The organism is Oribacterium sp. oral taxon 078 str. F0263 (assembly GCF_000469565.1).
In the GTDB taxonomy this organism is placed as follows: domain Bacteria; phylum Bacillota; class Clostridia; order Lachnospirales; family Lachnospiraceae; genus Oribacterium.
The window spans coordinates 46,394-71,100 of sequence record NZ_KI273141.1 but is presented as its reverse complement, the minus strand read 5'-3'; the positions used below and the strand labels follow the sequence as shown (position 1 = coordinate 71,100).

General features: G+C 56.1%; 22 protein-coding genes and 1 riboswitch. Of the genes, 19 read left to right on the top strand and 3 right to left on the bottom strand.

Annotation, left to right across the window (positions count from 1 at the left end):
- Positions 1–174: 174 nt before the first annotated feature.
- Positions 175–2,100, top strand: a complete 1,926-nt coding sequence (locus HMPREF1986_RS12370) for a flavocytochrome c (RefSeq protein ID WP_021775208.1) — start codon at positions 175–177, stop codon at positions 2,098–2,100.
- 326 nt (positions 2,101–2,426) lie between these two features.
- Complete coding sequence (locus HMPREF1986_RS12715) at positions 2,427–3,563, top strand: DUF4349 domain-containing protein (protein ID WP_196806142.1); 1,137 nt, start codon at positions 2,427–2,429, stop codon at positions 3,561–3,563.
- Between the two features lie 139 nt (positions 3,564–3,702).
- Here HMPREF1986_RS12715 and HMPREF1986_RS12360 read toward each other — a convergent pair whose 3' ends face one another.
- On the bottom strand, positions 3,703–4,233 hold the full coding sequence (locus HMPREF1986_RS12360) for an energy-coupled thiamine transporter ThiT (protein ID WP_021775205.1): 531 nt from the start codon (positions 4,231–4,233) through the stop codon (positions 3,703–3,705).
- Between the two features lie 39 nt (positions 4,234–4,272).
- Positions 4,273–4,375: riboswitch (TPP riboswitch) on the bottom strand.
- 164 nt (positions 4,376–4,539) lie between these two features.
- Positions 4,540–5,238, bottom strand: coding sequence for a ribonuclease H family protein (locus HMPREF1986_RS12355; RefSeq protein ID WP_036600648.1), 699 nt, complete (start codon positions 5,236–5,238; stop codon positions 4,540–4,542).
- Between the two features lie 891 nt (positions 5,239–6,129).
- Between HMPREF1986_RS12355 and HMPREF1986_RS12350 the strand changes: the two genes are divergently transcribed.
- The 4 genes from HMPREF1986_RS12350 (at position 6,130) to HMPREF1986_RS12335 (ending at position 9,977) form a co-directional block, all read left to right on the top strand.
- A complete protein-coding gene (locus HMPREF1986_RS12350) occupies positions 6,130–6,879 on the top strand; it encodes an HAD family hydrolase (RefSeq protein WP_021775200.1) in 750 nt (249 codons plus the stop codon).
- 107 nt (positions 6,880–6,986) lie between these two features.
- Complete coding sequence (locus tag HMPREF1986_RS12345) at positions 6,987–8,231, top strand: CobW family GTP-binding protein (RefSeq protein ID WP_021775199.1); 1,245 nt, start codon at positions 6,987–6,989, stop codon at positions 8,229–8,231.
- A 37-nt stretch (positions 8,232–8,268) separates the two neighbouring features.
- A complete protein-coding gene (locus HMPREF1986_RS12340) occupies positions 8,269–9,282 on the top strand; it encodes a TIGR03943 family putative permease subunit (protein WP_021775198.1) in 1,014 nt (337 codons plus the stop codon).
- Between the two features lie 194 nt (positions 9,283–9,476).
- A complete protein-coding gene (locus tag HMPREF1986_RS12335; RefSeq protein WP_021775197.1) occupies positions 9,477–9,977 on the top strand; it encodes a prolyl-tRNA synthetase associated domain-containing protein in 501 nt (166 codons plus the stop codon).
- A gap of 292 nt (positions 9,978–10,269) precedes the next feature.
- Here HMPREF1986_RS12335 and HMPREF1986_RS13335 read toward each other — a convergent pair whose 3' ends face one another.
- A complete protein-coding gene (locus HMPREF1986_RS13335) occupies positions 10,270–10,671 on the bottom strand; it encodes a hypothetical protein (RefSeq protein ID WP_196806141.1) in 402 nt (133 codons plus the stop codon).
- Between the two features lie 63 nt (positions 10,672–10,734).
- Between HMPREF1986_RS13335 and HMPREF1986_RS12325 the strand changes: the two genes are divergently transcribed.
- From HMPREF1986_RS12325 to HMPREF1986_RS12260, 13 genes are all read left to right on the top strand, one after another.
- Positions 10,735–12,093 (top strand): contractile injection system protein, VgrG/Pvc8 family, encoded by a 1,359-nt coding sequence (locus HMPREF1986_RS12325; protein ID WP_196806140.1) that lies wholly within the window; start codon positions 10,735–10,737, stop codon positions 12,091–12,093.
- Positions 12,094–12,105: 12 nt separating this feature from the next.
- Positions 12,106–12,747: a hypothetical protein gene (locus HMPREF1986_RS12320; protein WP_021775194.1), complete on the top strand. Its 642-nt coding sequence runs from the start codon at positions 12,106–12,108 to the stop codon at positions 12,745–12,747.
- A gap of 21 nt (positions 12,748–12,768) precedes the next feature.
- Positions 12,769–13,278 carry a hypothetical protein gene (locus tag HMPREF1986_RS12315; protein WP_021775193.1) on the top strand — a complete coding sequence of 170 codons (510 nt, stop codon included), beginning with the start codon at positions 12,769–12,771 and terminating at the stop codon, positions 13,276–13,278.
- Positions 13,279–13,492: 214 nt separating this feature from the next.
- Positions 13,493–15,103: a hypothetical protein gene (locus HMPREF1986_RS12305; RefSeq protein WP_021775191.1), complete on the top strand. Its 1,611-nt coding sequence runs from the start codon at positions 13,493–13,495 to the stop codon at positions 15,101–15,103.
- A 12-nt stretch (positions 15,104–15,115) separates the two neighbouring features.
- Entirely contained in the window at positions 15,116–15,697 is a 582-nt protein-coding gene (locus HMPREF1986_RS12300) for a hypothetical protein (RefSeq protein ID WP_021775190.1), read from the top strand.
- Positions 15,681–16,073, top strand: a complete 393-nt coding sequence (locus tag HMPREF1986_RS12295; protein WP_021775189.1) for a hypothetical protein — start codon at positions 15,681–15,683, stop codon at positions 16,071–16,073. Before HMPREF1986_RS12300 ends, HMPREF1986_RS12295 begins: the two co-directional genes overlap by 17 nt.
- 48 nt (positions 16,074–16,121) lie before the next feature.
- Complete coding sequence (locus HMPREF1986_RS12290; RefSeq protein WP_021775188.1) at positions 16,122–16,373, top strand: hypothetical protein; 252 nt, start codon at positions 16,122–16,124, stop codon at positions 16,371–16,373.
- Between the two features lie 276 nt (positions 16,374–16,649).
- Positions 16,650–18,035, top strand: coding sequence for an NYN domain-containing protein (locus tag HMPREF1986_RS12285; RefSeq protein WP_051273939.1), 1,386 nt, complete (start codon positions 16,650–16,652; stop codon positions 18,033–18,035).
- Between the two features lie 263 nt (positions 18,036–18,298).
- The gene (locus HMPREF1986_RS12280) at positions 18,299–19,627 is read left to right on the top strand and encodes an SPFH domain-containing protein (protein ID WP_021775186.1); all 1,329 of its coding nucleotides are present in this window, start codon (positions 18,299–18,301) and stop codon (positions 19,625–19,627) included.
- Between the two features lie 208 nt (positions 19,628–19,835).
- Positions 19,836–20,324 (top strand): hypothetical protein, encoded by a 489-nt coding sequence (locus tag HMPREF1986_RS12275; protein ID WP_036600646.1) that lies wholly within the window; start codon positions 19,836–19,838, stop codon positions 20,322–20,324.
- Between the two features lie 106 nt (positions 20,325–20,430).
- Positions 20,431–21,183, top strand: coding sequence for a mechanosensitive ion channel family protein (locus tag HMPREF1986_RS12270; RefSeq protein ID WP_009216040.1), 753 nt, complete (start codon positions 20,431–20,433; stop codon positions 21,181–21,183).
- Positions 21,184–21,220: 37 nt separating this feature from the next.
- Entirely contained in the window at positions 21,221–23,185 is a 1,965-nt protein-coding gene (locus tag HMPREF1986_RS12265) for an ADP-ribosylglycohydrolase family protein (protein WP_036600644.1), read from the top strand.
- Between the two features lie 245 nt (positions 23,186–23,430).
- Positions 23,431–24,630 (top strand): NRAMP family divalent metal transporter, encoded by a 1,200-nt coding sequence (locus tag HMPREF1986_RS12260; RefSeq protein ID WP_021775182.1) that lies wholly within the window; start codon positions 23,431–23,433, stop codon positions 24,628–24,630.
- The last annotated feature ends 77 nt before the right edge of the window (positions 24,631–24,707 follow it).

The window sequence follows — 24,707 nt, the reverse complement described above, 5'->3', positions numbered from 1 at the left end:
GCGTGTCATAAAGTCCTTCCTCCGCTCCCGTGCAAAGCACGTCGTGGCGGAGGGACTTTCGACACTGGAATCATCATAGCCCTTTCTTCTTGGATATGCCAGGTGAATTTCCTTTAATTCACTGGCAGGGGGCCGCGGGACTATGCTATAGTTATCGGGAAGGGAGGAAAAGAGATGAAATCCAAGTGGAATGTTTTGTCTTATTTTGTGATCGTGGTCGGCATCGTCCTGGCCTTTGCGCTCGGGCTTTGGTCGAGGCAGTCCGGAAGACCCGTAATACCGAAGACGGCGCTCAGAGGAGAGGGGAGTGCGAAGGGAAACAACGGGGAGTTGAAGGTTTCCATCTCCGCCGATCAGGAGAGGATCTATGAGCTTCGGGTGCTTAAAAATCAGGAGACGCCGGGAATCGGCGATAAGGCAATCGAGCAGATCCCTCCAAAGATCATAGAGGCCCAGAGTCTTCAGGTCGATGCGGTATCCGGCGCGACCGTGACCTCGAAGGCGATTATAGAGGCGGCGAAGCAGGCGCTCGAGAACGCGGGCATTGATCCCTCTGTCTTTGAGCGCGCGCCCTCCGCCTCCGCGGAGAAGGCAGAGGATCAGGAGCTCACGGCGGACATCGTGGTGATCGGGGCCGGCGGAGCGGGCATGATTGCCTCGATTCAGGCGGCGGATGCCGGACGGACGGTCGTCCTCCTGGAGAGCCAGAGCATGCCCGGAGGGAATTCCGTCAGGGCAACGGGCGGTATGAATGCGGCGCATACGAAGTGGCAGGATGAGAACTCCTTTGATGAGGCCGCCGGGGTAGAGAAAACGCTGAAGACCGCTTCCGAGAAATATGCGGACAATCCGGAAATTTCCGCGCTGGCCAAGACTGTGGCGGAGCAGTGGAATCAGTATCAGGCAGCGCCGGAGGGCTATTTCGATTCCGCAGAGCTCATGGAGCTGGACACGATGATCGGAGGGAAGGGACTCAATCAGGCGGCGCTCGTGAAGACGCTTGCGGAAAAGAGTCCGGACGCGATCGACTATCTGGATTCCTTGGGAGCATCCCTCCACAGCGTCGCCTCTTTCGGCGGGGCTTCCGTAAAGCGGATTCACCGGCCGGTCAATGCGGAGGGGAAGACCACGGCGGTCGGCGCTTACCTTGTGCCGATCCTCGAGGAGAATCTGAAAAAGCGTTCCGACAAAATCACAAGTCTCTACAATACGACGGCGGACCGCATCCTGACGGAGAACGGCAGGATGAGCGGGGTTCATGCGCTAGGAGAGGACGGGCACAATGTGACGGTGCACGCAAAGGCCGTTGTCATTGCCAGCGGAGGCTTCGGAGCGAATCTCGAGATGGTGGAGAAATACCGCCCGGAATTAAAGGGCTATAAGAGCACCAACGCGAACGGCGCACAGGGTCAGGGCATCGAGATGGGGGAGGCCGTCGGAGCGGCGACTGTGGATATGGATCAGATCCAGATTCATCCGACCGTCACGGCAGAGGACGCGCATCTCATCACGGAGGGACTTCGCGGGGACGGAGCGATCCTTGTCAATACAGAGGGAAAGCGCTTTACCGATGAGGTCGGGACGAGAGACGCGGTCTCCAAGGCGGAGATCGAGCAGCCCGGAGGCTGTGCCTGGCTCATCATGGATCAGAAGATGGTGGACCGCTCCGCTGTGATTCAGGGCTATATCAAGTCCGGCTTCACGGTGCAGGGGGAGAGCTATGAGGCGCTCGCCTCTGCCATGGGGACGGATCCGGAGACGCTGAAGGGAACGATGGAGGACTGGAACAAAGCCGTCCAGGAAAAGAAGGATCCGTCCTTTGGACGAACGAGTTTTGCGGAGCCGCTGGACAGTGCCCCTTACTATGCGATCAAGGTGACGCCGGGGATCCATCACACCATGGGCGGTCTTAAGATCAATGCGGATACAGAGGTGCTGGATTCTTCGGATGCGGCACTTCCCGGGCTGTATGCGGCAGGCGAGGTCACGGGGGGCGTGCACGGCGCAAATCGGCTCGGAGGAAACGCGGTCACGGATTTCACGGTCTTTGGTAAGATCGCGGGAGAGAAGGCCGCGGGCTACAGTGAAAGCGCGGGCTGAGAAGAATTAAAATCCGCTTCTCTTAGGGAGGGAGGCATCTCCTTCGCTTTTTACGGCGGCCAAAGGGCGTTTTCCGAAGGACAGATGGCCGCCGTATGGGTGATGGTTCCCTTTGGAGGGAAAGGACTAAGGGATGCGGCCGGGCTTTTCGGGGGATTCCACCGAAGCCCGGCGGGTCCCATTTTTGTTTGGAGGCCTGTGAGCGAATTTTTCGGATGTGACCCGGGCGCCCCTTTTCCGGTGATATAGAGAAGAAGAGAAATTTGCACCGGAAGCTTTCCGCTAAGAGCATGCTTTCCGGATCAGCGGAAAAAAGGGAGGAGCTTATGAAGAAAGAGAGAAATGCATTTCGAAAAATGGGAAGAAGGGGGAGAGGGCTTTTGCTTTTTCTGGCACTCCTTCTCAGCCTGAGCGCCTGCGGGCATGCGCCAAGTGCCCGGCGCTCTTCGGATTCGAGCTATGACAGCATCAACTCCTCAGCCGAGGGAAGCGGCCTTCGGAAGGAGGCAGCAGCGGAGGACAGCTCCGCGGGAGGAATGGGATCTGCCGCCTCGGAGAAGATTCTCGCGGAAGAGACAGGGGCGTCCCCGGAGGGAGAGAGGACAGAGCTTCCCGCCGCCGATCCGGACAGGATCTCGGAGGGGCGGAAGCTGATCCGGGATGTGAGTCTTAGCTTCGAGAGCAGTGATCTCCTATCCTTTACGGACAAGCTCCGGAATAAGGCAGCGGAGCTCTCGGGATATGTCGAGAAAGAGGATATCGGGGAGGAGGACAGCTTTTCGAAAAGAAGGACGGCTTCCCTTACGATTCGGATCCCGACAGAGAAGCTCGACACTTTCCTCGCCTTTTCGGAAGGGGAGGCGAAGCTTCTCAGAAAGAGTGAGAGCGCGAGGGATATCACGCTGGAATATCACGATATTGAGGCGAAGAAAAAAGCGCTCGAGGTCGAGCAGGAGAGGCTTTTAGAGCTTGTCGCAAGGGCGGAGTCCATGGATGCCATTATCAGCCTGGAGCAAAGACTCTCCGATATCCGCTATCAGCTGGATTCCATGAGCTCCAGCCTTCGGCTCTATGACAATCAGGTTCAGTATTCCACCGTCGAGATCTATGCCTCGGAGCGGAGCATCCCGAGCAGCAGTCAAAGAGACAGCTTCTCTGTCCGCCTTCGCACAGGCCTTTTGGAAAATCTGGACAATATCCGGGAAAATGGTGTAGAGCTGCTCCTGGGCTTCCTCATTTTGCTGCCGCAGCTCCTCCTTCTCGTACTCCTGATCCTGCTGCTTCTCTTTATGGTGAAGAGGATCCGGCGGAGAGCAGGAAAGAGGAAAGCGGCCTCCTCCCCGGATCAAAGCGGCAGGATGAAGTCCGGAATTCCTCCTGAGCAGTCGAAAAAAATAGAATCCGGGGAGAAGAAGTCCGAAGCGGTTCCGGGAGAGGAAAAGAAAGCCGGGGATGGAAAATAGGGATTTCGGAGTCAAAGCGCCCGCCGCCTTCCCTTCCCAAAGTCCCGCTGCCTTTTGCCGCAGCCAAAGGCAGTATGATCCTCCGAGAGGACATATGCGGAGTGAAGAAAAGCAGCGGGACTTCGCCTCGCGCAGAGCCCTATCCCGCGCTCTCTTTTACCCGGTAGATCGCCTTTTGTACTGCGGGGACTGCGAGCAGCAGCAGGGTCAGGATAAATTCGGTCCCGATATAGGAAATATTATACTCTGCGGAGTAGAGGATGGGGGCGACACCCTCCGGGGCATAGCTTCCGAAGAAGAGATAGCCGGAGAGAAAGGCGAAGACGAAGCGGCCCAGCGCAGCCGCAGAGTAGCCCAGGAGGAGGGCATGCTTTTTCTTCGAGAAGAAGCCGGAGAAGCCGAGTGCGCCGAAGGCGAAGAGATAATCCACGGCGACCTGCGCCGGGCTGTAGATCTCAGGCTTTAGGATGAAGTGGAGAAGTCCGTAGGCGACGGCGGAGGAGATGCCGTAGAAGGGGCCGAAGAAAAAGCCCGGGAGAGCGGCGAAGAGCATGGAAGCTGGGGTGATAGAGCCCCCCATGGGCATACTGAAGAGCCGGATCTGGCTCATCACGGTGGCGAGCGCGATACACAGCGCGCAGTAGACCAGCTTTCTGATATCCTTTGACATAAAAAAACCTCCTTTTCAACGCGATTTGCGTCAGGAGGGGCACGAAAAAAACTGCTTCCCTACGCCGGCATTACCCGGATCAGGTATAAGGGTCGATTCGAAGCTCGAATCCTCTCAGCATACAGCGCCCCCAGCAACAATACAGGGATATTATAGGAAAAGAGAGAGGATCTGTCAAAAGTTTATGACAGATCCTCTCTGCATAAGTCCCCGGGGAAGCGGAGGCGCGTGTTTAGGCAGTGCTGCTCACTTTCTTTTATCGGATAAAGCCTTAAAGCTCCTACCGGGAAAATTCCGTAAAAGCTCTTATTGAATTCCGGCGGCTTCCTTTGCGATGCGGTCCGCCAGCTCGTTAAAGAGGACGCCGCTGTGGGCCGGAACCTTTCGGAAGGAGACTGCAATCTCCTTCCGCTTTTCTTTCATGAAATCCCGATAAGCGATAGTCCCCTTCTTATTGCATTTCCATTGACCGTCCGCCCAGGCCTCGATCCCCATATAGTCATAAAAAATCGTGAGGGAGGAGAGGCCGCGCCGAATTCCCTCGAGGACAGCCCGCATGGAGCCGAGGATTTCTCCGGAGACATTCCGCATCACGGCGAGCTCCGGATCACTGCCGCTTCCCTGAAAATACGAAAGCTCTCCGCTTCGCTCCAGCAGGATCGCGCCGTAGGCATAGACTCCGGAAAGCGCGTTATAGCTTCCGTCCACATAGGCGATGGCCGAAGAGTCTATCCCGGAAAATTCCGCCTTCACCTCCTCCGCACTGGGAGTGAGGGAAGGATTTTTCCTCTTCCCGGGGGACGGCACTTTCCGGGAAGAGGAAGGAGCCGGAGCCCCGGATTTCTTCTCATAGCCGTCGGAGAGGAGGAAGCATTCCGCCTCCTCCCTTGTCCTGAACTTTTTATATACCGCGCCGCTCACAGCCTCTACAGCCTGCGAGCAGGATGCCCAGTCGCTGTAGATCCCCGGCTTCTTTCCCTTTTGTACCGCGTAGTACCATTTCATAAAAACTTTCTCCTGCTTCCCGTCATTCTGCCTTCTCCGTATTTTTGCGCTGTTGAGCAGCTGTTTCAATGGCCTGCGCCAAGAAAAGCTGCCGCTCTGCCGGATGGTCGATCCATAAGCAGGGCGTCTGCCGCCCCGGCGACTCGGGATTATCATGAATATAAGTTCCATGCGCTGCCTTCAGTCTGCGCCATGCTGTCTTTTGCGTTGCTGTGCTGCTGTTTCACTGACCTGCGCCAAGAGAAAACCTGCCGCCCTGCCGAATGGTCGATCCATAAGCAGGGCGTCTGCCGCCCCGGCGCTTGGCGATTTGGGTTCATAAATCGCTTACGCGCCGCTGGCCGCGGCAGTCGAAGCGAGAGCGTCCTGCGTTGGAGCGGCCATTTGGCAGAAAAGGCGGCAGGCAAAAGGCGGCAATGTTTTCTTATTCATAAAGTCCCGCATCCACTCCCGTGCGAGCATCGCCCTCCTATGGTATGGAATGATTCCCGCATGGCTTCGCTGCGGTGCAGCTCGCGCCATGCTACCTTCATTCGCATTCCCGCGCTGCTTCGCATCGCTGCATGCTCATGAAGGGGGCGTGCCATAAAGTCCAGCATCCACTCCCGTGCGAGCACGTCGTGGATGCTGACTTTCGGCACTGGAATCATTATATCACGCTTTACTTTCGAGCAGGAGGGGCTTGTATTTCTCCGTATTGTTTGCTTCGCTGGACAGAGTCTTTGCTCTGAACTATACTGTAGGCACTGCGTGGGGCTTATGGCTTCTGCGCTGTTTTGCCATGGCCGCGGCATTTCCGTGACGATGACAGGCATTCGAAAGCTGCTTTTCTGAGCGGTCGGAGAGAAAAGGCGGAGGGGAATATAGAGAGGAAAGAGGGAAAAAGAGGGAATGGGAAGGGAAATCAAAGCGCTTTTATTTGATCTGGACGGTACTTTGGTCAATACCATTTACAGCTTGCAGGACAGCATCAATAAGGCAATGAAGCATTTTGGCCTTCAGGAGCTCACAGAAGCGGAGACGAAGAAGGCCGTGGGAAACGGCTATCATCTTTTCGTGGAGAGGGCGATAAAAAAGACGGCTTCCTTTTATTATCAGGAGGCGGAGAAATGGGAGGACAGGGATCCGGATAAGGCGATTTCCTTTGATCAGAAGGCAGATGAAATCATGGGTCTCTATGATGAGGTCTGCGAGTATTACATCTCTGTCTTTCAGAATAACTGCCTCTACCGGGCGGAGGCCTATCCCGGCATGAAGGAGAGCCTTGAGATTTTGAGGGGGCAGGGGATAAAACTTGCCTGTGTGACGAATAAATCGCTTCACGAGGCGGGAAAGGTGCTGGATCATGTCTTCGGAGAGAATTATTTTGACTATCTTTCCGCAGATGATGGGACGCATCCTCTGAAGCCGGACAGTGCGCTTGTCCGGGATTGCTGTGAGCATCTCGGCGTTTTGCTGTCGGAGGCGGTATTTGTCGGAGACACGAAGACCGATATGGAGACCGCGAAAGGGGCGGGAATTCCGGGAATCGGCTGCGTCTACGGCTTTCGAGGCCGGGAGGAGCTTCTGGACTACGGCGCAGACATTTGCATTGAGAATGCCGCGGCGCTTCCGGACGCGGTGGAGACGCTCCGGGGCTGATGCTTTCTTGACAAGGCGCTGCGGCGAGCCTATAATCAGCAGTTAAGGAAAATGAGTGCTAAAAGCGAGACTGTCCGCCTCCGGGCGGCGGGATTTTAGGAGGTATCATGACAAAAATAGATATTATCTCCGGCTTCTTGGGGGCCGGAAAGACGAGCTTTATCCGGAAGCTTCTGTCGGAAGCACTGAAGGGGGAGAAGGTCGTGCTCATCGAAAATGAGTTTGGAGAGATCGGCATCGACGGCGGCTTCCTCAAGGATTCCGGGATTGAGATCCGGGAGATGAATCAGGGCTGCATCTGCTGTTCTCTGGTCGGGGATTTTGAGAGCTCTCTCCGGGAGGTAGCGGAGAAATTCAAGCCGGATCGGATCATTATCGAGCCCTCCGGAGTGGGAAAGCTCTCTGATATCATCGGAGCGGTAAAGTCCGCCTCTAAAAACATGGAGGTGGAGCTTCATGCAGCGGTGACGATCGTGGATGCGAAGAAGGCAAAGCTCTATTCGAAGAATTTCGGCGAGTTTTTCGACAATCAGATTCGCTATGCCGCGGCGGTTGTACTCTCGAGGACGGATATCGCGCCGGAGGATAAGATTCAGGAAGCGGTGGAAATCGTGAGAGAGCGGAATCCGAAGGCAGTGCTCGTCACTACGCCGCTGGACAAGCTGGACGGCGGAAGGCTTATGGAGCTTATCTCAAAGCCGGATGATATGGAGGAGGAGCTTCTTCGAGAGGCGATGGAGAGAGTGCGGGAGCACGAGGAGCGGCAGAGGGAAGAGGAGGAGCATGAGGGACATGCTCACTGCCATCACCACCATCATGGCGAGGACTCCGAGGCGTGCGAAGGGGGACATTCCCATCATGAGGGGGAATGCTGCGGCCATCATCATCATGGCGAGGACTCCGAGGCATGGGAAGAGGGACATTCCCATCATGAAGGGGAATGCTGCGCTCATCACCATCATCACGAGGAGGAGGCGGAGAATGGACAGGGCAGTGGTGAGGATGGGCTGCGGGTCCACCGCCATCATCATCACCATCATCACGGGGAAGAGCACGATGCCGATGAGATCTTCACAAGCTGGGGGCTCGAGACCGCGAAGGCCTACGACAGAGCCTGGCTTGAGGCGCTGCTTTCGGATATGGCGGAGAGCGAGAAGTTCGGCAATGTCATCCGGGCGAAGGGCATGCTCCCCGCTCCGGACGGCAGCTGGCTCTACTTTGATCTCGTGCCGGGTCAGACAGAGATCCGGGAGGGCGCGCCGGAGTATACCGGAAAGGTCGTTGTGATCGGAGAGAAGCTGAAGGAGGAGCTCCTGGAGAAGAGCTTCCGGGAGGCGGGATCAGCGCATTGAGCTTTTACTGCCGGGAAAAAGCGGAGAAGGAGGGGAAATGGCGGACAAGATTCCTGTTTTTCTCATCAATGGCTTTCTGGAAGCGGGAAAAACCGAATTTATCAAATTTACGATGGAGCAGGAATATTTCCAGACGGAGGGGAGGACCCTCCTCCTGCTCTGCGAGGAGGGAGAGTCGGAGTATGAGCCGGCTTTTCTCGAACAGTACCGCACGACGGCGCTCCGAATGGAGGAGATCCGGGACTTTAATCGAGAGTATCTCTCGGCGCTTTCCGAAAAATACCGCCCGGAACGGATCATCATTGAGTGGAATGGCCTCTGGAATCAGGATGATCTTTGCGGCGGGCCGATGAGCGAGCAGGTTCTCTCCGAAAAGCAGGGAAGGGCGCCGGACTATGAGCTCTCCCTGCCGGAGAACTGGGAGATTTATCAGATCATCACGATCATAGACGGCTCCACGCTGGAGCTCTACCTCGGAAATATGAAGTCCTACCTCGGACAGATGCTTCGGAATGCGGAGCTTGCGGTAGTAAATCGCTGTGACAATATCTCAAACGAAAAGCTGGTCGATTATCGGAGAAAGATCCGTGCGATGGGGCAGAACGCGATGATCGTTATGGAGGACAAGGAGGGGGATATCCCGCAGTCCGCGCTTCCCGAGGAGCTTCCCTATGATCTCAATGCGGAGCGGATCGACATCAAGGCAGAGGACTATGGAACCTGGTTCCTCGACTGTATGGACAATCCGGAGCGCTACCTCAATAAGAAGCTGTCTTTTGCCGCGATGGTGCTGAAACGGAGGGGAATGCCTGAGAATGAGTTCATTCCGGGCCGAATGGCGATGACCTGCTGCGCGGCCGATATGAGCTTCCTCGGCTTTGTCTGCAAGGGGGACCCGAAGGAGCTGGCTCCCTTTCATACCCGGGACTGGGTGAAGCTGAGCGCCTGTGTGAAGCTGGAGGAGAGGGAGGAGTATCGGGGAATCGGACCTGTGCTCTATCTCGAAAGCATCGCAAGAACCGGGGAAATCAAAGAGCCGGTCAGCTTTTAAAAAGGAGAGGAAGCGGGATACAGCCGTAAAAGCACGGTCAGAGGGAGAGCTTTGGATCAGCGGCAGAGCGTTTCTCCGGGAAGAGATCCCCGCAGCGGAAGTTTGTCAGAAAGGGAAGGCCGATTGCTCCGGATTTTTCGGCGGGGCGGCAGGAAGGAGCGCCGTTTCTTTCGGAGCGGAAAGGAGAGAAGACTATGATGGAGAATGCGAAGGAGAGGACGCTCGCGGCGCTGGACGCGGCCGGGATCCGCTATGATAAGCTGGAGCATCCGGTGGTCTGTACGATGGAGGAGATGGACGCGGCCGGCATCACGGCGAGGGGGAATGTGTGCAAGAATCTCTTCGTTCGGGATCAGAAGGGAAAGAACCATTTCCTGATTGTGGCCCTGGAGGAGAAGAAGGTGGATCTTACGGACGTCGCGGATCAAATCGGCTCCTCGAGGCTGAGCTTCGCCTCTCCGGAGCGTCTGGAAAAGTACCTCGGTGTCTCGCAGGGCTCGGTCTCCCCGCTGGGAATTTTAAATGATGAGGAGCATGAGGTGATCGTCGTCTTCGATCAGGACCTAAGAACCAGAAAGGAGATCGGGATCCATCCGAATGAGAATACCGCGACAATCTGGCTCTCCTTCCGGGATCTTCGAAGCTTCATCGAGAAGCAGGGAAATGAAGTCGATTTTGTAAAGCTTCCGAAATAATCTTGGGACGCTTTAATAGCCTTGGGACGTTTTTCTCCGCCCGCACTCCCGAAACGGGGATGCGGGCGCTCTTTCTTTTCTGAGGATGGAGAGGAGGAATCCTGCTGATTTCTTCGGGAGAGGAAAGAAAGAAACTCCTACAGAAAACTAATTGTGGGAATCCCATAAAATCCCCCTCTTTTCCCCGGCAAAAGGCAGAAAGTCCGGAAACAGGCGCCGAAGGATTGAGGGAAGGCGCTCTATATGCTATACTTTTCTTAAAGCCGGATGCCGCAGGGCAGCGAGCTCTATTTTACTCGGATTTTTCTTTCTGAACTCGTTTTTTTCTATCTGAGGCCGTTTTGCTAAGCGAGAGCCCGCTTTCAGGAAGCGGAAACGCCAGCTGGCAAAAAGCGACGGCATGAAAACCAACAGTATTCTGATTCTGATATTCAGCATTCCGATTTTCCGATCCTCCAGGCTTCCCATTTCTCAGCCTTTCAATTTTCTGATTTTCCAAGCTTCTGATCTTTCGATCTTTCAACTTCCGAAAAAAGCGGACGGCTTTTGATTTTACTGCTGGTCCCCACGTCGTTTCTCTTCGGCGGTTTTCTTTTCTGCGGCAGTGCGCATTCATGGATCCGTTTCTATGCGGCTTCCTTCGTTTACCAAGATCCTTCCGCTGGACTCTCGGGCGGCGGCTCTCTTTCTTCATCCGGGAATTTCCGTTTTTCTTTCTTTCTTCCACTATTTTTCTACCAGCTTTTCGGAGGCTTCTATGAGCGGTTTTATCTTTTCGGAGGAATACTCCTTTCTTGAGGTTTTAGATTACGCATTTTTTCAGAGAATCGGGGAACACAGCCGCTTTTATCTTCGCGCCTTGATCCCGGAGTCCGAGAAGCAGCGCTGTCTCGGCAGTACGGGACATTCTGAGAGGATTATGGAGCATTCGGAGGAGGGAGATCAGCTTTTATTTCAGGGAGTGGTGAGCGCGGTCCGGGTTCAAAGCCGCGCCGCCGTGCATGAGCTCTTCTGGGAGCTTTCGAGTGCCACCGTTTTGATGGATCAAAAAGAGCATCTCCGCGTTTTTCAGGATCCCGCTCTGCGCTTTCGCGAGCTCATATCCCGTCTGGTCCGGGATTATTCCGGGGCGGATGTCATCATGCCTTCCTCGGCGGAGCGCCCGATTTCCAGACTCTATGTTCAGTACAGGGAGAGCGACTGGGCCTTTCTCTCGCGTCTTGCCTCGGAGCTTGGAAGCTGGCTCTGCCCGGATCCGACGAGCGGGGGCTGTCATTTCTTTTTCGGCATTCCCGAAAGAGGGGAGAGCGAGGAGGAGATATCGGAGAAGGAGCTTCTTTCTGTATCGGCGCTTCAGGAGTGCGCGGGCTTCACGGGAGCGGTACGTCTCCTGCACTGCAGGGGGAGGAAGCGCTATAAGCCCGGACAGAGACTTCGCCTGAGGGGAGAGTGCTACACGGTTTTTCAGACCTCTCTTCGCCTGGAGAAGGGAGAGAGCATACAGGAGAGCCTTCTTGTGAGGACAGGGGATCTGAAGGCGTCCCGGCGCGAAAACAGGCGTCTCTCCGGCGTTCTTCTTTTCGCTGAGGTCTCTGAGGTCTCCGGTGTCACGGTGCGGCTTTCGATCGAGGGAGATGAGTCCGGTCTTCGCCCGGCGGCGTATTTCCCCTATGCGACGGTCTATTCCGGAAGGGACGGGAGCGGATGGTACGGCATGCCGGAGCCCGGGGACCGGGTGATGCTGCGCTTTCCCGATGCGGACGAGAGGAAGGCCTATGCCGCAAGCGCCGTGCATCTCGGAACAGCTGGAGGCAGGGACAGGCCGGAGCAAAAGTTTCTGAGGGACCGGAACGGACATGAGCTCCGGCTCTATCCCGGAGGGATTCTTCTAACGGACCGCGCTGGGAATTTTATCAGCTTATCCGACCGGGATGGGATCGAGGTCCGGAGCAAAAAGGGGCTGTCGCTTCAAAGCGGAGGGGAACTCTCTCTTTGCAGTGAGGCGGAGAATGTCTGTGTGAGTGCGGCGGGAGAGATCGATATCCGGCAGCGGGAGGGGAGCATACGGCTCTCGGAGGAGATCCGGGCGGACGGAAGAAGGATACTGATGAGCTAGGAGGGAGAGAGTATGCGGGATCTGAGACGGCTGAGACGGAGCGATCGAGAAAGGCAGAGAGAGTTTTCGAAGCTTCTGGAAAGGAAACGGGAGAGCCGTCTTTCGGAGCTCTCTCAAATCGTTTCCCTGCTGCTTGAGAAAAAGCCGGAGACAGAATTTCTTCTCCTCTTCCCGCTTCGATCGAGCTATCTCTCCGGGGACTATGGGATCCTTGTCACGGCCTACGACCGGGAGCTCTATCTCGATCTCTCGGAGGAAGAAGCCTTTCTGCCTGTTCCGGAGCTTCGGGAACAGATAGAGGAGGATCTTTCCGCCTTTCCCCCCGGAGGGGAACGGGAGAAGAGGCGCCTCTTAGGGGCAGAGCTCTACGAAGCGGAGCTTGAGCGCTTTTTTTCGGAGCTCTGTACGGAGCTCGGGGAGCGGCTCCTCGCGGAGGGGAGGAGAATATTCTTCGGCTTTGGCATTTATATGGAGAGAGTGGATTCGCTGTTTTCTTCGGGAGAGGCGTCTCTTTCCCAAGAGGGAGAAGCTTTCCCGGAGGAGAGCTCTCCTGGTCCTTTGCAGGGAGATTCCGAGGAAGCGCTTTTTCATCCGGGAGGAAGAGTTCCTGGAGGAGAGGATGGGAGGGCGGGCAGAGAAAGACAGATTTTCTGAGAGAGGCGGGAGGCAGGGAGCATGAGAGGAAGGTATTATCTGATCGGGGGGAGGCAATATGGAGGGATGTTCCCGGGAATTCGGGAGCTCTCCTCCCGCTTTCCCGCGGAATATGCAAGGCCCGGTTTCTCCGGGAAGCTTCCGGAGCTTCTGAGCCTCCGCTTCTTCGGGAGGGAAGCGCTCCCGGAGCTTGATGTCTATGAGCGGGAGCTCTTTCTGATCTCAGAGCGCTTTCAAAAGGTTTTGAGACTCTATGAGCCGCGTATGGTCTCTAAGAGACTGCTCCTTCTCAAAGAGGAGGAGAAGCGGGAGTATTTCGTTCCGATCCTGAAAGAGATTCCTTGTCTTTCGGAGAAAAGCTCCCGCCGCTTGGGCGGGGAGCTTGAAAAAGGGATCCTCATAAGGGAGAAAATTCCGGATCTCTCCCTTTTCCGCATCCCGGATCATGTGGTAATCCGCGTGGATCTCGCGGAAAGCCTATTAAAGCGCGGAGTTGACGGTTTCTCCCTCCGCGCTCTGGAGCTTGCCTGAGAGGGGGAGGGCCTATTCGGGCATTAGTGATGCGGTTCGGCCGGGAGTGCAGCGGGACAAGAAAGTGCGGGCTCACCGGAATCAAGAGGAGGCCCGGGCACAGAATTGCTGCTCTTTTCGGAGTGCGGATGCTTGGGGATAATAGCTTTGGGCGGAGAGTGATAGGAGAGAAGAAAAGCCCCGGAAAGGGAGGGGTAAGATCGGGAGGAAGAGTATGATCACAGCGGGGGAACTCAGACTTTCTTTGGGAGAGGGAGCGATGCTTCCGGAGAAGCTTTCACTCTTTGCAGCGGTAAATGAGCATGCCTTTCTCCGGGCGGAGGGGATCCTTTCCGGCTTCTCCGGGGCTGTGGAGGAGCTTCCCGGAAGCTCGGCGGAGCTTTTTTCCTCGGAAAATGGGGAGAAGCTTTTTTCCGGAATCCTGTGGGGAATCCGGATTTTCGAACGGGCCGGGAACCGATCGGCTTCTGTCCTTATCGTGAGCCGGAGCCGGGAGCTGGACTGCCTTCCAAAAGTCCGCTTTTTTCAGGAGGAGGAGCTTTCTCTTCCGGATTTTCTGAGAGAGCTTCTCCCGGAGGAGGAGCTTCCGCCCCGGATCCCCGCAGGAGATATCCGGGGGATCCTTCTCCAGTACCGGGAGACGGACTGGGAGCTTTTAAAGAGAGTGTTTTCCCGGATGAATGCGCTGCTTCTTCCGGACTATGGGGGCGGAAAGGCGCGCTTTCGCATCCTTTCCGCCGGGGAAGAGGGGAAAGCGAGGGAGCTGTCTTTTTTGCCGGGCTCTTCGGAGCTTTCGAGATCCGCCGCCTCTTTGTCCTTTTCGGAGGGACTCCGCTTTCCGGAGCGCCCCGCTTCCGCCGGGGCCTTCGAGGAAGGCGCTCTCCGGGGTGGATTTGGGGACGGCTTTTCCAAAGCCCGCGCTGTCTCCGGAGGAGGGTTTTCTTTCCTCGCGGGAGCAGCAGGCTTTTTCGGGCTCGGGACTCTCTTTTCCCTCGGGAAGGATGCTTTCTCTCGGACTCTCTTTTCCCCGGGGAAGGATGCCTTCTCTCGGACTCTCTTTTCCCCCGGAGGGGATGCCTTCTCCCGGACTCTCTTTTTCCCCGGAGAGGATATTGATCCGGAGGGATGCTTTTTCCCGGACCTTGGAGGAGCAGCCTGGGAAGAGAGGGGAGATTTTCCGGGGGAGACCCCTGCTTTTCTTTTCCTCTCCTCCCGTGAGACTGCCCGCTTGGGGGAGCGTCTTTTCTTTCGGGGAGGACGCTTCTTCATCGGAGAGGTCCGGGCGGAGCTCTCGGGCGGGAGCCTGATCTTTTGCTATGGCTTGTACCCGGAGAGGATGAGGATTCGGCAGCGCTTTAACGAAGGGATCGCCGGGATCTCTCTTTTCGGAAAGGTGCTTCGTGCGGAAGAGGAGAGCCTCGCTCTCTCCTTCCCGGAGGACGCGGGAAAGGGAGGAGAAAAGCTCTATCCCTGGATGCCGATCAGCGGGAATGTGATGTACTGCATGCCGGAGATCGGCGCCGGAGTCCGGCTTTTCTTCGGGGACAGGGATGAGCGGGAGAAATGCTTTGCGCTGGACTGCTGCCATGCGGAGGGAGCCGATGGGGCGGGGGAGATCGGCCTTCGGACGCAGAGCGGACAGCATTTTCTTTTAAAGGGAGGAGGGACAGAGCTTCTCTCCGAGGACTGTCTTCTCCTTGCGGATTCCGGTCTTTTCGGGAGGAGCGGGCAGGGGATTCACCTCAGCGCGGGCCGAAGAGCTCTCGCTTATGGGAAGGAAATCCGCATCCGCTCGGAAAAGGATGTGGATTTTCAGAAGCTTTGATGGGAGAACGCGATGTATTATGATGAGGAAATCATTCTCCGAAGGCAGCTTAAAAGAAGGGATGTACTGGGGAATCTGGAAGAAGGGCTTTATATCCGGGGGGAGCTTTGCCGCTTTCAGAGAAAGAAAGTCCTGCTTGGAGCGTTCCGGATCGCCATGCCGGAGAGCTTTATCAGGATGCCGGAGGAGCTTTCCGGGGAGAGATATCTTTTGTCCTCGAGACCGGAGGAGATCTATATGAGCAGGGATACGATGGCAAACCTCGCCTTTTCCCGCCTGGGGAGGGATGCGGGAGGGGATGCGGCCCTTGCGATGGCGGCGGTGCGGGAGCTTCTCCTTAAGTGGAATGGAGGCTATGAGCTTCTCTTTGAGAGAAGCGGGGAAGCGCTTCCCGGGGGAGGGGCGCTGCTTGCGCTCAGGAGCCCCGGCCTGGAGGAGGACTGCTTTCACCTTGGCGCGCTCCTCTCCGCGGGCGGAAGGCTCCTGCATGCATCCTTCAACTGTCCCTACCGGGAGAGAGGGGAATGGGAGAGGGCAGCCCTTATGATTTTTGAAAGTCTGGAGGGAGGGGAGATCTGTGGGAACGAGACTTAAAATCCGGGAGGGGAAACTTTCCTTCCAATGCGATGCCCTGCGCCTTCTCTCCGAAGGAGGAGAGAGGCTGAGAGAGGAAGAGGGGGAGAGCAGGCAGCCCTTTAAGAGGAAGCTGCCCCTTCACATTCTTTGGAAGCGGGCCTTCTCTTCGATTCCGGAGCTTCCGAAGAGGGAAGGAGAGCACCTTCATAAGGAAGGAGAGCGTCTTCGTAAGGAAGGAGAGTGTCCTCCGAAGACAGTAGAGGCGGAGAGCCCGAATGAGAGCATCCGAAGGAAAATCCTTCTTCGAATGCTCGGCAGTATCCCGCTCTCCCCCGGGAACCCGCAGAGCCTCTCCTCCTATGACTTTGAGAAAAGAAGGATGCGAAGAAGGTAGCCAAAGCGGCGGGCGGGAAAGCCGCCGGGATATGGGAAAGGAGAAAGGATGATGGAACTGATCTGCGGACAGGAGGATTTGTACCGCTGTGAGGAGCTCTCCTATGGGGCCTACCGCGCCTACTGCCTTTACTTTACGGGAGAAGGGATGCGAAGCGGCGCGGGAAATCCGGCGCGGGAAGGGCTTTTCGCCTACCGCGCGGAGCAATCCATACGGAGAAAGGGCTTTCTTTCCGGGGAGCCGGAGCTCCAAAAGAAAGCAAAGACGCAGAATCCGAAAACAGGGAAGAGAGAAGCCTGAATCAGGAAAATACAGGGCAAATCCGTGTCCCAGAGCCCGGTTTCGCCGCCTTGCTGCGGCGGGACCTTTTTTACTTTCTCAGAAAGAAAAAAGAAAAACGTCAGATTCCCCGCCCGGCACTGCCCTAGGACTCCGCGGGAATATATGCTATGATGCCAGTGTCATGAACTCCCTTTGCCGCACTGCGCGTGCAGGAGAGGGACGGAGGGACTTTATGACACGGAAAAAGATAGTATGCTTTGCAATACGGCAAAGAAAGCCAGAAAGGAGAAAAAGATGGATCTCACTTCTCTTGGGATTTCATCCCCGGCGCCTGTACCGGCCTATAAGGACAGCGTCTATGACCTCGTCTCCGAGGTCGCCTATCTCATCGGAGTACCGAAACGGATCTTTGAAAATGATTTCGAATCTCCGCAGCTATCCGTCTATGAGCGGCTGGAGCTCGATAAATCGGCGAGAATTATACGGAATCTATGCATTTTAAGGACCTCCATCGAGAGAAACTTTAAAAAGATCAATGATCTCATGCGAATGGAGTATAAGGGACTCTACTCCATACCGGAGTACATCTATCCCGAGTGCCTGAAACAGCTCGGCGAGGACGGAGTAGACTTCATCAAGCGTTCCAGTACCAAGCTCTGCCATCACGTAATCGAGATCAACCGCATCATTTCTCAGAGAATTCATAATTGTAAAAATATTTTTCCGGTCTGGATCAAGTGGGACTATATCAAAGAGCTTTTCCTCATGCCAAACGGCCTGACAGAGGCCGGGACAAAGACAGCTGCGGATATCTACTACGCAAATCTTTCCTTCTATCCCTATCAGATGTATATCAACTGGCCCCCGAAGGATGAGGGCAATATTCTCTATAACGACAAAAAATTTGCGACGCTTCTCTACAGCTGGCATAATGACCGCTTTATGGAGGGCAGCAAGGTCTCCGACGCGGGAGCCTACATTAAAAACAGCATTTATGATTTTATCAATGAAAATGAGAATACGGTGCTCGTGGTGGACTGCGAGAATTCGGATCCCTATAAGTTCTGCGCGGCGCTTCGAAACCTGGACCGAGAAATCATAAAGAAGATTTCCAGGATCATCCTTTTTGACGATGTGCACACGACGGATACCTGGAGCATCCTGGAGAGCTATATCCGGATCCCTGTGGAGTATCTCCTCATAGAAAGAATCAAGCAGGACAAGTCCCTGGTGGATATCCGCCTTACGACCAGAGTCTGCAAGGAGCACTGGCAGAATCAGGTCAATGCCTTCGTCCTCGTCTCCAGCGATTCCGACTACTGGGGCTTGATTTCCGCGCTCCCGGACGCGGAATTCCTCGTTATGATCGAGCACACAAAGTGCGGGCCGGATATGAAGAGCGCCCTCGAGGAGAGGGGAATTTTCTATTGCTATCTGGACGATTTTTATACGGGAAACAGCGAGGATATCAAGAGGGACGCGATTCTCCGGGAAATGAAGCGCTGGGCCGACGACAGATTCCACTTTAATATCAATGAAATGCTGGACAGCGCGCTCTACCAGACGAGGATCAATTTGAGTGAAGAGGAGAGGCGCTACTTCACAGAGCGCTATTTGAAGACCATGACGCTGAATATCGATGAGGAAGGGGAGCTAAGCCTCGGATTTAAGTCCCGCTAGTCCTCTCTTTCTCTCCCTTCCCCGGGGATTTGGAGTTTCCGGATCGGAGCGTCGCTTTTCCTCCGCTTATCGAAGACGGAGAAGGCTTTGCTCTTTTAGGAGCGGGAAGCGCCGCGGGCGCAGCCTGCTTCCGATGGGAAAAGGGCAGGGCTATTTGACGGTTTCTATAGTATGAGAGAAATTTATATGTTATGATGGGGGATGTGTTATAAGATCTGCAATCTTATGCATGAGAGAGCTTCTGAAAAAGAGGAGGAAAATGGATGGGACTTATCAGAGTGGCCGCTGATACGCTGAATGGAGTCTTGGCGGATCAGTGGAGGGAGTATTTCTATTGTGATTCACTTCCCAATGGCGTGCTTGTGAGGAAGGGGAGCAAGCATCAGTCAAAGCGGAGCTCCAATACCAAGGGGAGTGAAAATATTATTTCGAACGGCTCTGTCATCGCGGTTCAGGAAGGTCAGTGTATGATCATCGTGGAGCAGGGCGCGATCGTCGAGGTCTCCGCGGAGCCGGGTGCCTTTCTCTTCGACAGCTCCACGGAGCCGACGATCTTCTATGGGGGACTCGGCGCGGGACTCATGGACAGCTTCAAGCTCTTCGTAAAGCGTTTCACCTTTGGAGGAGATACCGCGAATGACCAAAGAGTCTATTTCTTCAATACAAAGGAGATCCCGGGAAACCGCTTTGGAAGCTCGAATCCGATTCCGTTCCGTGCGGTGAATAATGCCATCGGTCTGGATATAACGATCGCGCTCCGCTGCCACGGCGAATACTCCATCGTTCTCACGGATCCGATTCTTTTCTATAAGAATGTATCCGGCAATGTGGAGGAGGAGTATACCATCGATGAGCTGCTGAGTTCCCAGATGAAGTCGGAGTTTGTCACGGCTCTGGCTCCCGCCCTCGGGAAGCTCTCCGACATGGGGATCCGCTACCATCAGATCACAAACCATACCCAGGAGCTCGCAGATGCCCTGAACCAGATTCTCTCTGAGAAGTGGAAGAAGATCCGGGGCATCGAGATCCGTTCCGTGGGAATCGAGGCCACGGCTCCGCCTGAAGATGCGAAGATGATCCAGGATATGGAGAAGACCGCGGTCTTCCAGAACGCGAGGATGGCGGGAGCGGGAATCGCCAGCGCGCAGATGGATGCCATGAGAGATGCGGCGAAGAACAAGGCAGCCGGCCCGATGATGGCCTTCGCCGGGATGAACATGGCACAGAATGCCGGGGGACTGAACGCAAAGGATCTCTTCAGCATGGCAGCTAAGGAAGAGAGCGAAAAAGCCGGAGCCGGAGCTGCGGCTGCTTCTTCTGCGGGCTGGAGCTGTGACTGCGGTCAGAGCGGAAATACCGGGAAGTTCTGCTCCAACTGCGGAAAGCCCCGCCCCGAGGAAAACGGCTGGAGCTGTGAATGCGGCCAGAGCGGAAATACCGGAAAATTCTGTTCCAACTGCGGAAAGCCCCGTCCTCTCGCAGAGAGCAGCATTAAGTGCGCTCAGTGCGGCTGGGAGGCAAAGGACCTGGATAATCCGCCGAAGTTCTGTCCGAACTGCGGCTCCCCGATCGGCGGAGAAAAACAGCAGTAGAAAGGCATGCTTCTGCCGGGAAATTGCATTCCGGTCCTTATGCCCGGGCCGCTTTTCCCCCGGCGCTTCACGCTCATAGCTCTTCCTTCGTCAAGGATTCAAATGCTCCCATAGGCGGGATTGCATCGCATTTACCCTTTTGACGGAGACTGATACAAGTAGACTGATTTATGGCTTCCGGCCCATGGGGCAGAGGAGGCAGAAAGGGATGGAGGAATTATCTATGAATTACAGCTTTTTATTTGAGATGCTCGCCGGGTATTTTGCAGTTCTGATTATCATCCTGCTCATCGGTATCGTGATCTGGGGGCTCGGAGCCTATGGGCTCTACTGCCTTGCAAAGAACAACGGGGAGCAGGAGAAGGCGCCGATCGCCTTCATTCCCGCCGTGAACCAGGCCCTCATCGGGATTTTCGTCGGGGACATGAAGATTTTCGGATTTGAGTTGAAGGGGATGCACATCGCGGTCCTCCTCGTCGTTCTGCCGCTTCTCACCCTGGTGCAGGGGATCGGCTGGATTGCCTGGATTCTGTGCCTGATCCTGAACTTCTATGTCTACCGGAGATTCTACCGCATGTTCGGCGTCGTGGATCCGATCCCTCTTACGATCTTTTCCGTCATCTTCGCCGTGGTGCTTCCGATCTATCTCTTCCTCCACAGAGACGCGCGCTTTCAGCCCGTAGTGGAGGAGAACTGAGACGGCGGGGCTGATAGAGCAGCTTCAGAACGAGAGCTTTAAGCGGCTTTGGAGCGGAATTCTGATCCTGCTCCTGGAATTTTCGGGGAAGCTCGTCCTATCCGCTTTGATCTTTTTGATCGGACGCATCCTGGTCCGAAAGCTCACCCGCATCTTTGAGACTGCCGGAGCGCTGAACCGCATGGATTCCACGCTCCGGAGCTTCCTCGGGAATCTGATCTCTCTGCTCCTCTACCTGATTCTCGGGATCACCATCATCGGCATCCTGGGGGTGCCGCTCGCTTCCGTCATCACTGTTCTCGCCAGTGCCGGCATCGCCGTGGGACTGGCCCTCCAGGGGGCGCTCGGAAATCTCGCAGGAGGGCTGATGCTTCTTCTGAACCGCCCGTTCAATGTAGGGGATTATATCTCCACGGCGGGCACGGAGGGGATCGTCCGCTCCATCCGTCTCTTTTATACGGTGCTCGTCACACTGGACAACAGGCGGATCATGATCCCAAACGGAGTCCTGATGAACAGCAATGTGGTGAATTTCAGCGCGGAGCCCAGGCGGAGGGTGGACCTTGTCTTTCAGTGCGGAAGAGGAGAGGAGAGCCGCAGGCTGAAGGAGCTCCTTCGGGAGGAGTGCATGAAGGAGGAGAAGGTGCTCAGAGAGCCGGAGCCCTTTTTCGGACTCACGGATCTCGACCTTTACAGTATGGAGTTCTCCGCCCGGGTCTGGGTGAGGAATTCGGATTTTCGCGCTGTGCACGACAGCCTGATCGAGCGGATCACGGATCGCATGACGGAGGAGGGAGTCTCTCAGCCCTCTGTCAGGGTCATGGCCTCGTCGGATGGGCAGGCAAGTATCTCCCGCTGAGCCCTTGGGGGCGGATCGGAAAATTAGGAGGGGAAGGATGAGATTAAAGGAGAGGGAGGAGCTGGAGCAGGGGCTTCTCGCCGGAAATGAAAGGATCGAGGAAGCCATCGCGGACTTTTCGAAGAACAGGAAGCCGGAGCTTGCGGCGAAGGTCTTCGAGGCGATTTCCGCCCAGATGAAGGACGGGAAGGAGCTTTTTCTCGCTTCCTCCGAAAAACCGGGCCGGGAGAAGCCGGAGCTTCGGATGCTGAAGCTGGAGAACGGGCAGAGCTACGCGCTCGCCTTTACGAAACGCTCCGAGAGCCGGAGGGGGAGCGCGGAAAAGGACGCAGAACCTCAGCTTCTCTCTCTCCGCTATATCCTGAACCTTGTGTTTGAGAATAAGACGCTCGCGGGGCTGGCGCTCAATCCCTTTTCAGAGAACAGCTTTCTACTTGTGAGAGAGGCGATCGAGGCGATCTTTAACCAGGAGCGGACGGAGAAGATGGAGCAGCTTCTCTCTGAGGAAAATCAGGAGATCGAGGAGGCGATTCAGAAGTTCTATCAGGGACAGGAGAGCCTTCCCGAAGAGAAGGAGGCGGCGGAAAGCATCCGGAGGGCCTTGCTTCAGAATGTCCTGGACAGCCTTCTCCGTTCCCTTTCCAGAAAGGCTCAGGTCCTGGTCGCCGTCCTCCGCCCTTCGGAGGGGGAGGAGGAGAATGAGGACGGGAGCAGGACCCTGACTTTGAATCATCTCCGGACCGGAGATGGGCAGGATGTTCTCGCGATATTTACCAGCGGAGAGGAGATCCGGAGGGAAGGACAGAATACGCAGGCGGTGCTGATGCCGCTCTCCGATATCATGAACAGTGCCCTTCAGATCGCAAAGAGCGGAAAGCTCGACGGAATCGCCATGAATGCCTTCGGAAGGTCCTTCCTCCTGAATATGCAGCTCATTGAGTGGCTGCTCGGGGAGAGTCAGAGGAGAGCGCTTCTCGCAGGGAGGAAGCTGGAGAACCGGGAGAGGGGGCTCGGAGCCATCTACGGAGCCCTGCTCGGGGGATCTCTCCTCCTCGCAAACGGCGGGACTGCCCCTTCGGAGGGGGAGATCGGAGAATTAAAGAGAGTGAGCGCGGGGGGAAGCCTGCTCCTTGCGGAGCTGGAGAGCCTCTATGAAAAGCGGAAGCTCGACTACGCGGATATCATGGACCGCTTCTATGAATGGGGGATGCACGGCAAATACACTCTGACAGAGGACGGCTCTGAGACGGAGCCTGCCTATACGCAGGCGATCATGAGGAATGCGCGCGGCGTGGAGCCCGTTCGCTGCGGAGAGAGCGGAGAAAAGGGGGATGGAAATGAGTCCCTCGCCCGCATTCTTCCCTTCTCCCTCCTGCTCTGCAGTCCTCAGCACCTCTTTACGGAAAATGACAGGAGGATGCTGCATGACGCCTCCTCCCTCACAAACGCCTCCCCGAAGGCGGAGCTCGCCTGTGAGCTCTACTCTCTTATGATCCGGAATATCCTCGGAAAAAACGGCGGGGAAAGTCTGGAGGAGCAGCTGGAAGCCGCGGTGCGGGACGCAGCCCTCTTCTATTTCTTCGAGGAGGAGGAAGGGCTTTCGGAGAGGGAAAAGAGGGAGAACGAGGAGGCCATGGATGCCCACAGGGAGGATGTCCCCGGCTATGACAGGCTGCGGGGTGCGTTTCCGGCTTTCTCGGCTCTCCTCTCAATATCAGAGCTTCGCTCCCTGCCGGAGCAGGAGCTTCCGAAGGGAAGGGATGCGGCGGAGAGCCTGATTCTCTCTGTCTGGGCGCTTCTCAACAGCGGGACCTATCTGGAGACTCTTTCGAAGCTTCCCGCGGGGGAGGGGGGAGCGGCCCTCGCCACCATTGCAGGGGGACTCGCGGGCTGCTGCTTTGGCTTAAGCCGCCTCCCCGAGCAGGGGCGGCTGCAGATCCAGCTCACGGCAGACGGAAAGGGACTTCTCGGAGGCTTTGTCCGGAACTGGCTCGGCGCCTAGGGAAGGATTTTGAGCGGCACATGAGCTTTATGTGCCGCTCAAAATCTTTTCCGGCGCCTTTTTTGCTTCCTGCCTTTTTCGGCGGAGGACGCTCTCGCTCCGAGGAATCTTTTTCAGATTTTTATTGACGAATCCTCTTTTTCAGGTTATTCTAGCGGATAAGAGACGCGGGAATAAGACATGGATGCACAAGTCTTTATAGAAAAAAGAACTGCCGCTGCGTCTTTTGGAAAAGGAGGGGGATTATGAGCGAGAAAAAGAAGAACAGCGGAGCGCTTCTCGGCGCGGCATTTCTGATGGCCACCTCGGCGATCGGCCCGGGCTTTCTGACCCAGACCGCCAAATTTACCGGCGATTTTCATGCGAGCTTCGGCTTTGTCATCCTCTCATCGGTCCTGCTTGCGGCGATCGCCCAGATTAACATCTGGAGAGTGCTTTGCATCAGCGGACTCAGAGGACAGGACATCGCAAACAGGCTTCTGCCCGGCCTTGGCTACTTCGTCTCCTTTCTGATCGTTCTGGGAGGGCTTGTCTTTAATATCGGGAATGTGGGGGGAGGCGCGCTGGGCTTTCAGACCCTGCTCGGCATCCCGACGGGGATCGGCTACTTTCTGGCCGGAGGGGTCGCGATCCTTGTCTTTCTCTCGAAGGACGCCAAGGGCATCATGGACCGCCTTGTGAAGCTCCTCGGCGCTCTGATGATCCTGGTCATCCTGATCGTGATCTTCGTGGTGAAGCCCCCGGTCGGGGAAGCGGCGAAGAACAGCCTCTTCCCGGAGAAGGGCTATGCGGCGCTCTTTCCCGCGATTCTCACCCTGCTCGGCGGCACCGTGGGGGGCTACATCACCTTTTCCGGCGCGCACCGTCTCATTGACGCCGGCATCACGGGCAGGGAAAAGCTCGCGGAGATCGACAGAAGCTCCATCCTCGGACTCTTTGTCGCGGCGCTTGTGAGGATTCTTCTCTTCCTCGCGGTTCTCGGCGTCGTGGCGAGAGGAGTCAGCCTTGATGCGAAGAATCCGGCGGCGGATGCCTTCCTCCAGGGGGCGGGGCAGCTCGGCTACCGCTTTGCGGGCCTCGTGCTTCTCTGCGCCGCGATCACCTCGATCATCGGAGCAGCCTATACCTCGGTCTCCTTCCTGAAGACCTTCCACAGTGCGATCGCGGAGCGCGAAAATCTCTTCATCATCGGCTTCATCGCTTTCTCCACCATTGTCATGGCGATTATGGGGAATCCGGCGGTGCTGCTCGTCATCGCGGGCTCTCTGAACGGCCTGATTCTTCCGATCACGCTGGGGATCAGTCTCGTCGCCTCGGGGAAGAAGTCCATCATGGGGGAGGACTACAGGCATCCGCTCTGGCTTCTCCTGATCGGCATCCTGGTGGTTCTTTTGACTGCCTATGTTGGACTTCAGTCCCTGTCGAAGCTCTCCGCACTCTTCTAGGGAAGGGCGGCAGACTCGGAGCGTCCTTGAGTCTTCTCAGAAGGAGAAGTGTCTCCCGAAGGGAGATCGGCTGAAGC

Coding starts and splice junctions, on each gene's coding strand:
- HMPREF1986_RS12320 (WP_021775194.1), top strand. CDS start 12,106: ATGCGGGATCTGAGACGGCTGAGACGGAGCGATCGAGAAAGGCAGAGA.
- HMPREF1986_RS12260 (WP_021775182.1), top strand. CDS start 23,431: ATGAGCGAGAAAAAGAAGAACAGCGGAGCGCTTCTCGGCGCGGCATTT.
- HMPREF1986_RS12370 (WP_021775208.1), top strand. CDS start 175: ATGAAATCCAAGTGGAATGTTTTGTCTTATTTTGTGATCGTGGTCGGC.
- HMPREF1986_RS12305 (WP_021775191.1), top strand. CDS start 13,493: ATGATCACAGCGGGGGAACTCAGACTTTCTTTGGGAGAGGGAGCGATG.
- HMPREF1986_RS12300 (WP_021775190.1), top strand. CDS start 15,116: ATGTATTATGATGAGGAAATCATTCTCCGAAGGCAGCTTAAAAGAAGG.
- HMPREF1986_RS12350 (WP_021775200.1), top strand. CDS start 6,130: ATGGGAAGGGAAATCAAAGCGCTTTTATTTGATCTGGACGGTACTTTG.
- HMPREF1986_RS12345 (WP_021775199.1), top strand. CDS start 6,987: ATGACAAAAATAGATATTATCTCCGGCTTCTTGGGGGCCGGAAAGACG.
- HMPREF1986_RS12335 (WP_021775197.1), top strand. CDS start 9,477: ATGATGGAGAATGCGAAGGAGAGGACGCTCGCGGCGCTGGACGCGGCC.
- HMPREF1986_RS12315 (WP_021775193.1), top strand. CDS start 12,769: ATGAGAGGAAGGTATTATCTGATCGGGGGGAGGCAATATGGAGGGATG.
- HMPREF1986_RS12715 (WP_196806142.1), top strand. CDS start 2,427: ATGAAGAAAGAGAGAAATGCATTTCGAAAAATGGGAAGAAGGGGGAGA.
- HMPREF1986_RS12290 (WP_021775188.1), top strand. CDS start 16,122: ATGATGGAACTGATCTGCGGACAGGAGGATTTGTACCGCTGTGAGGAG.
- HMPREF1986_RS12355 (WP_036600648.1), bottom strand. CDS start 5,238: ATGAAATGGTACTACGCGGTACAAAAGGGAAAGAAGCCGGGGATCTAC.
- HMPREF1986_RS12285 (WP_051273939.1), top strand. CDS start 16,650: ATGGATCTCACTTCTCTTGGGATTTCATCCCCGGCGCCTGTACCGGCC.
- HMPREF1986_RS13335 (WP_196806141.1), bottom strand. CDS start 10,671: ATGAAGAAAGAGAGCCGCCGCCCGAGAGTCCAGCGGAAGGATCTTGGT.
- HMPREF1986_RS12340 (WP_021775198.1), top strand. CDS start 8,269: ATGGCGGACAAGATTCCTGTTTTTCTCATCAATGGCTTTCTGGAAGCG.
- HMPREF1986_RS12325 (WP_196806140.1), top strand. CDS start 10,735: ATGAGCGGTTTTATCTTTTCGGAGGAATACTCCTTTCTTGAGGTTTTA.
- HMPREF1986_RS12280 (WP_021775186.1), top strand. CDS start 18,299: ATGGGACTTATCAGAGTGGCCGCTGATACGCTGAATGGAGTCTTGGCG.
- HMPREF1986_RS12360 (WP_021775205.1), bottom strand. CDS start 4,233: ATGTCAAAGGATATCAGAAAGCTGGTCTACTGCGCGCTGTGTATCGCG.
- HMPREF1986_RS12265 (WP_036600644.1), top strand. CDS start 21,221: ATGAGATTAAAGGAGAGGGAGGAGCTGGAGCAGGGGCTTCTCGCCGGA.
- HMPREF1986_RS12275 (WP_036600646.1), top strand. CDS start 19,836: ATGGAGGAATTATCTATGAATTACAGCTTTTTATTTGAGATGCTCGCC.